This window comes from Nocardiopsis sp. TNDT3, assembly GCF_003427465.1.
Classification (GTDB): Bacteria; Actinomycetota; Actinomycetes; order Streptosporangiales; family Streptosporangiaceae; genus Nocardiopsis; species Nocardiopsis dassonvillei.
In genome coordinates this window covers 1-5,513 of record NZ_QPFC01000571.1, presented here as the reverse complement: position 1 = coordinate 5,513, position 5,513 = coordinate 1, and the positions used below count along the sequence as shown (strand labels likewise).

Sequence of the window (5,513 nt, the reverse complement as noted above, 5' to 3'; positions counted from 1 at the left end):
CCCTCTCCGCGCTGTTCACCCGCTACCTGGCCGCCCAGCGCGTGCCCGTGGTGGCCGTCGACGCCGACATCAACCAGAACCTGGGCGCCGCGCTGGGGGCGTCCGAGGAGGACCTGGCCGCGCTCGCGCCCCTGGGCGCGCACCTGGACGAGATCAAGGAGCTGCTGCGCGGGGACAACCCGCGCATCTCCTCGGCACGGGAGATGATCAAGACCACGCCGCCGGGCCGCGGATCGCGCCTGTTGACGGTGACCGGGGACAACCCGCTGCACGCCCGCTTCGGGGCGCCGGTCCGGGGCGCCACGCTCATGGTCACCGGCCCGTTCGCCGAGTCGGACCTGGGCGTGTCCTGCTACCACTCCAAGGTGGGCGCGGCCGAGATGTACCTCAACCACCTGGTGGACGGGCCCGGGGAGTACGTGGTCGTGGACATGACCGCGGGCGCCGACTCCTTCGCCTCGGGGATGTTCACCCGCTTCGACATGACCTTCCTGGTCGCCGAGCCCACCGTGCGCGGTGTGGGCGTGTACCGGCAGTACGCCGGGTACGCCCGCGACCACGAGGTCGCCATCCGGGTGATCGGCAACAAGGTGCAGGACGAGGCGGACGTGGAGTTCCTGCGCGAGCACGTGGGCGACGCTCTGGCGGGGTGGATGACGCACTCGGGGTTCGTGCGCTCGATGGAGAAGGGCCGCCACCCGGAGCTGGCGGACCTGGAGGAGGACAACGTCAAGACCCTGGCCCTGATGCGGGACATGGCCGACGCCGCGCCCAAGGACTGGGAGCGCTTCACCCGGCAGTCGGCCGAGTTCCACCTGCGCAACGCGCGCGCCTGGGGCGACGAGGCCAAGGGCGCGGACCTGGCCGCCCAGCTGGACCCCGATTTCCTCATGGGCCCGGCGGCGCTCACCGGCTGAACACGCGGAGCGGGTCACGGGGCCGGATCGGCCACGCGCCCGCGCACGCGCGGCGAGGTCAGGGCCAGCAGGACGCCCAGGCCCAGGAGGGAGGTCGTGAACAGGACGGCGCCCATCGGCACGGCGGTGCTCTCGTCCAGTCCCACCAGCGGCGCCACCGCCGCGCCGAGCAGCGGGGGCAGCGCGCCCAGCACGGCGCTGGCGCTGCCCGCACGCCGCTCCTGGCCGCGCATGGCCAGGGCGAAGGAGCTGGTGAGGATCATCCCCATGCACGTCATGTAGACGAAGATCGGCGCGACGAGGGTCACCAGCGGACCGTGCGCGAGCGTCGCCGCGAACAGCACCCCGGTCGCCGCCACCGCGGCGGAGACCGCGCACACCAGGAGGACCCGTTCGCCGAAGCGGGCGCTGAACCGGCCCACCGCCCAGCTCCCGGCGATGATGGCCGCGCCGTTGATCCCGAACAGCACGCCGAAGACCTGCGGCGACACCCCGTACAGGTCCTGGTAGACGAACGGCGTCCCGGCGACGTAGGCGAAGCTGCCGCCGTGCACGAGGCCGACCACCAGCGCGTAGCCGAGGAAGGCGCGGTCCCTCAGCAGCTCCCCCACCGTCCGCAGGGTGCCGCCCACCGTGCCGGGGATGCGCCGCTCCACCGGCAGGGTCTCCTCCAGCCGCAGCGCCACGACCGCGACGATCACCGCGCCCAGCAGCGCCAGGGCCAGGAAGACGGCCTCCCAGCCCGCGAAGGACGGCCACAGGATGGCGCCGCCCGCGATCGGCGCCATCAGGGGCGCGACCGCGTTGATCACCATCAGCAGGGCGAAGAACCTGGTCAGTTCGGTGCCGTCGAACACGTCGCGCACGACCGCGCGCGAGAGCACGACCCCGGCCGAGGCGGTGAACCCCTGGAGGAAGCGGGCCAGCACCAGCACGGCGATGTTCGGGGCCAGGGCGCACAGCAGCGACGCCAGGACGAACAGGACCAGGCAGGTGAGGAGCGGGCCGCGGCGCCCACGGGCGTCGCTGATCGGGCCGACCACCACTTGGCCCACGGCGAGGCCGACCAGGCAGGTGGTCAGGCTCAACTGCACGTGGGAGGCGCCGGCCCCCAGGTCCGCGGCGATGTCGGGGAAGGCCGGCAGGTACATGTCGATGTTGAGGGGGCCCAGGACGGCGAGCAGGCCGAGGAGGAGGGCCAGGCCCAGGCGTGCGCGGCCGGTCGGGTTGTGCTGCATGGCGCTCTCTCGTGGGTGGCAGAGGGCGCGGGGCGCCACGGACCTGGGACCAGGCTAACCGGCCGCGGCCCCCCGTCGGCGGCGCGGGGGCGGATCTGACGCGGGTCCGTCAGAACCCCGTCGGCCGCCCCAGGCGCGGTGCGCTCAGAACAGCACCGACATGACCTCGCCGACCTGGCGGAAGCCCACCCTCTGGTAGGCGGCGCGGGCCGGGGTGTTGAAGTCGTTGACGTAGAGGGTGACGCGGGGCGCGATCTCGGCGAGCGCGTACTCGACCACGGCGGCCATCCCCGCCGTGGAGTGGCCCTGGCCGCGCAGGTCCGGGTGTACCCACACGCCCTGGACCTGGCAGGCGTGCCGGGTGACCGCGCCGATCTCGGCCTTGAACACCACGCGCCCGTCCTCGATGCGGGCGAAGGCCCGGCCGGTGCGCACCAGTTCGGCCACCCGGGCCCGGTAGAGCGCGCCGCCGTCGCCGGAGTCCGGCGGGACGCCGACCTCCTCGGTGAACATGGCCACGCAGGCGGGCACGAGGGTGTTGAGTTCGGACAGCTGGACTCGGCGCACCAGGGGGTCGGCGGGCACCGAGGGCGGGCCGCTGATCTCCAGGACGGGCTGGCTGGCCCGGATGACGCGAGCGGGCCCCCACGCCGGGGTGACCTGCTGCCAGAAGTCGCTGACCGCCTCGACGGGCCCGACGATCGAGGAGCAGCGGCGGCCCCTCCACCGGGCGTGGTCGGCGAAGCTGCGGATCGCGGCCGGTCCGGCGTTGACGGGGACGAGGTTGGCCCCCGAGTAGCACAGGGCGGTCAGGCGACCCCTCTCCGTGTGCCCCCACACCTCGGCGCCGCCGGAGAGGCCGGTGGCCATCAGGCGGGAGGCGACGAAGACGTTGCCCACGGGGTCGGCGTCCAGGAGCGCGCGAACGGCCTCCCGGTCGCGTTCTCCGAGGATCCGTACCGGCGAGGTCCGCAGCATCGCATCTCCCCCATCTTCCCAGTGCCCTCCTGCGAGCGCCGGGGGACGACCAACCAAGCCTTTTCGCGCCGGTTCCAGCCTATTCGACCCGTTACTCCCGCGTCTCGGACTCCACGATCGCGCCCACGTGGTGCCCGGGTAGCGGCGCGGGGCGCTCCACCATCGTCCCAGGTGCGTTCTGGGCGGTACGCGGCTGGGGTTCGGGACGTCCCTCACAGGTGACGTCGGGCCCCTCTCCCCCGGCGCGCGCGGGCAGCTCCCCGTCCCGGAGGTAGGCGGTGACGATCTCGTCCACGCATTCGTTGCCGGTGAGGGAGACGCCGTGGGTGTGGCCGCCCTCCTCGATCACCAGGGCGGAGGCGGGCAGGCGCTCGCGCAGGGCGAAGGCGCCCTCGACCGGGGTGGCGCCGTCCTCGGTGGCGTGGACCAGGAGCACGTCGCCCTCGTAGGCGGGGTGCTCGCCGGGGCCGTCGCCGACCTGGAACCAGTCGCCGGATCCGGCGCTCCAGGACGCGCACGGAGCGTTGTACCAGGTGTTGTTCCAGCTCATGAAGGGCGCCTCGGCGTGGGACTTCTCGGCGTCGGCACTCCAGGTGGACCAGTCCCGGGGCCAGTGGGAGTCGGTGCACTGGACGGCGAGGTAGCCGCCGTAACCGCGGTCGGACCCGGCGTTCTCGCCGTAGGCCTCGTACAGGGCGAGCAGGGGTGCGCCGTCGGACTCGGTGATCCGGGCCGAGAGCGCGTCGGCGACCTGGGTCCAGTAGGCGCTGCTGTAGGCGACCACCATGGCCGTGCCCTCCAGCTCGGTGGGGCCGACGGTGCCCTCGGCGGGTTCGTCCGCCAGTTCCGAGCGCAGCGCGTAGTAGGCCCCGGCGACCTGTTCCCCGGTCGTGCCGAGCCCGTAGACGTCGTGGTGGCGGGCGGTCCAGGCGAAGAATGCGTTCGCCGCGCGGTCCAGCGCGCGGTTCTGGGCGAGGTTGCTCTCGTACCAGGGCTTGTCGGGGTCGACCACGCTGTCCAGGACCAGGGAGCGGACGCGGTCGGGGTAGAGCGCGGAGTAGACGGTGCCCAGGTAGCTGCCGTAGGAGTAGCCGAGGTAGTCGATCCGCTCGCGGCCCAGGGCGGCCCGGATGGCGTCCATGTCGTGGGCGGTGTCCACGGTGCGGGTGTGGTCGAGCAGGGGACCGGTGTTGTCCGCGCAGGCCTCGGCGTAGGCCCGGGCGTCGGCGCGCAGCGCCTCCTCGGCGGCGGCGTCGGCGGGCACGGCGTCGGGGCGCACGGGGGTGAAGTGGCCGGGGTCGCAGGCGATGGACGGGGTGGAGGCGCCCACGCCGCGCGGGTCGAAGGAGACGACGTCGTGGGTCTCGCGCAGTTCCGCGGGCATGCGCCAGTAGGTGTAGGAGGCCCACTGGCGTCCGGCGCTGCCGGGCCCCCCGGGGTTGACCAGCAGGGTGTGGCGGGCCTCGCCGCTGGCGGGGACCCGCGAGAGCGCGAGTTCGACGGTGTCGTCCCGGCCGACGAGCCGCTCGCCGTCGGCGGTGCGGGCGAGGGGGACGGTGAGGGTGGCGCACTCCAGGTTCTCGTCCGCGACGGGCTGGATGTCCTCGCAGGGTGCCCAGTCGAGGCCGCCCTGGTCGATGCGGGTGGTCTGGCCGGCCTGGGCGGGGACCGCCGCGACCAGGGAGGCCAGGACCGCCACGGCCGAGACGCCGGCCCGGGTTCGTGCTCGCACTCGTCCACTCCCTCACAGAGATGGTTACTCTATGAATTTTTATCACTTCGGAGAGTGACCAACGGATGCGACACGAAGCCCGGGGCGACACACCCCGGTAGCATGTGCCCTGCCTCAATCAGACGTGGACAGACGGGGACGAAGCGCAATGCGGCTGGATCGTGTCGATGAGCGGATCATCGCGATACTCGGCGCGGACGCGCGGATGAGCTTCGCCGAGATCGGCCAGCGGGTCGGGCTGAGCCCCTCCGCGGTCAAGCGCCGCGTGGACCGGCTGGTGGAGTCCGGCGCGGTGCGCGGGTTCACCGTGGTGGTGGAGCCCCAGGCCGTGGGGTGGACCACCGAGGCCTTCATCGAGCTGTACTGCCGGGCCCGCACGTCGCCGGGCGAGATCCGGACGGGGCTCGCGGGCTACGCCGAGATCACCTCCGCGTGCACGGTCACCGGTGAGGCGGACGCCATCGTGCAGGTCCGCGCCCGTGACACCCACCACCTGGAGGAGGTCATCGAGCGGCTGGGCGCCGAGCCGTTCGTGGTGCGGACCAAGAGCACGCTCGTGCTCTCGCGCCTGGTGGACCAGCCCATCCTCGCCGGGACGGCCGACCTGCCCTGAGGCGCCTCCCCACGGCGGGACCGCGGGAAGGCGCC

General features: G+C 73.2%; 5 protein-coding genes. 2 read left to right on the top strand and 3 right to left on the bottom strand.

Translation table 11 applies throughout. The annotated features are described in order from the left end of the window. Positions 1–917 (top strand): ATP-binding protein (locus DQW06_RS14655; RefSeq protein WP_117198669.1); only part of this gene is annotated, 917 nt, incomplete at its 5' end. 14 nt (positions 918–931) lie between these two features. Here the strand turns inward: DQW06_RS14655 and DQW06_RS14650 are convergent. From DQW06_RS14650 to DQW06_RS14640, 3 genes are all read right to left on the bottom strand, one after another. Further along, the gene (locus DQW06_RS14650) at positions 932–2,155 is read right to left on the bottom strand and encodes a multidrug effflux MFS transporter (RefSeq protein WP_013154621.1); all 1,224 of its coding nucleotides are present in this window, start codon (positions 2,153–2,155) and stop codon (positions 932–934) included. Positions 2,156–2,299: 144 nt separating this feature from the next. Then, complete coding sequence (locus DQW06_RS14645; protein ID WP_019608000.1) at positions 2,300–3,133, bottom strand: GNAT family N-acetyltransferase; 834 nt, start codon at positions 3,131–3,133, stop codon at positions 2,300–2,302. 91 nt (positions 3,134–3,224) lie between these two features. Next, entirely contained in the window at positions 3,225–4,865 is a 1,641-nt protein-coding gene (locus DQW06_RS14640) for an alpha/beta hydrolase (RefSeq protein ID WP_198662449.1), read from the bottom strand. A 148-nt stretch (positions 4,866–5,013) separates the two neighbouring features. On the opposite strand from DQW06_RS14640, the gene DQW06_RS14635 reads away from it, so the two are divergent. Beyond that, on the top strand, positions 5,014–5,478 hold the full coding sequence (locus DQW06_RS14635) for an Lrp/AsnC family transcriptional regulator (protein WP_013154624.1): 465 nt from the start codon (positions 5,014–5,016) through the stop codon (positions 5,476–5,478). Positions 5,479–5,513 lie beyond the last annotated feature (35 nt).